Raw genomic sequence first — 947 nt, 5'->3', positions numbered from 1 at the left:
ATAAATAGTTTATCGACAGATTTTAGAGTTTCTATTAACCCGAGCCAATCAACGATGCTGCTAAACCGGTTCAGGCTGGTCAAACAGCGGCTACTAATTTTGTAGATCAATGGTTGCCTCGAACTGATGAAACTGACCAACGACATATGACACTGAGGGGCTTATTACTATTAGCCATGAGTAGTTTGTTATAACTCTTCGGAATGACTCAGCGGCAGTACAAAGAATAGGATGATATTATATGCTAAATCAGCAGCAAATTAAGAACCAGTTTGAGAGCTTAACAACCCTGCAAGCTATTCAGAATCAGGCATACCAGATGTTAGTGCAAGGACTGGCCAAAACTGAATTTTCAATGCGTGAGTGGGGAATATTAGTCTATCTTGAACAACATGGGCAAGCTACTGCTAGTGAATTAGCTGATGCATTCACGGTCACGCGCACACTAATTTCCAGGAATACTTGGCGATTGATTCAAGATAATTTAATTCAATCACAAGTGAATCCAAATGATCGACGAATTGTTTGGCTATCTTTGACTGTTAATGGCCAAGAAAGGGTCCAGGAAGGTGTTCGGCAAGTGCAAGCGAACTTAAAAGCTTTCAACCAGAGTCACGATCTGGAGAAGTTGACTAAACAAGTGGAAACTTTGTCACAACAACTTGCTAGGATAAATTAAAGTTTTTTCAAGATAAGTCAAGATGTACTAATGTAAATAAAGATCAGTCTGTTAAAATCTTTGGGTTTTGGCAGACCGGTCTTTTATTGAAATGAAGAAAATTTAAACATTAAGATTATTTTAGTCTCGTGACAATAATCATTTTGTATACCTAAGTAATTAATCGAGCATTGCAAGTGGCAAAGTTTCTCACCATTAAAAAAGCTTAGATATATGGTAGATTGTAAAATTAATCCGAACAGCGTTCGGATTAATTTTACAATCTACC

1 protein-coding gene is annotated in these 947 nt (G+C 37.3%); it reads left to right on the top strand.

All coding sequences use genetic code 11. The features are described 5' to 3' along the window. Positions 1-241: 241 nt before the first annotated feature. A complete protein-coding gene (locus KGF65_RS16680) occupies positions 242-679 on the top strand; it encodes a MarR family winged helix-turn-helix transcriptional regulator (protein ID WP_056986434.1) in 438 nt (145 codons plus the stop codon). The last annotated feature ends 268 nt before the right edge of the window (positions 680-947 follow it).

This window comes from Lactiplantibacillus sp. 30.2.29 (assembly GCF_018991255.1).
GTDB classification, from domain to species: domain Bacteria; phylum Bacillota; class Bacilli; order Lactobacillales; family Lactobacillaceae; genus Lactiplantibacillus; species Lactiplantibacillus pentosus.
This window is presented reverse-complemented; position numbering and strand designations above follow the sequence as displayed.

Excerpts from the sequence above, each read along its gene's own strand:
- KGF65_RS16680 (WP_056986434.1), top strand. The coding sequence starts at position 242 with ATGCTAAATCAGCAGCAAATTAAGAACCAGTTTGAGAGCTTAACAACC.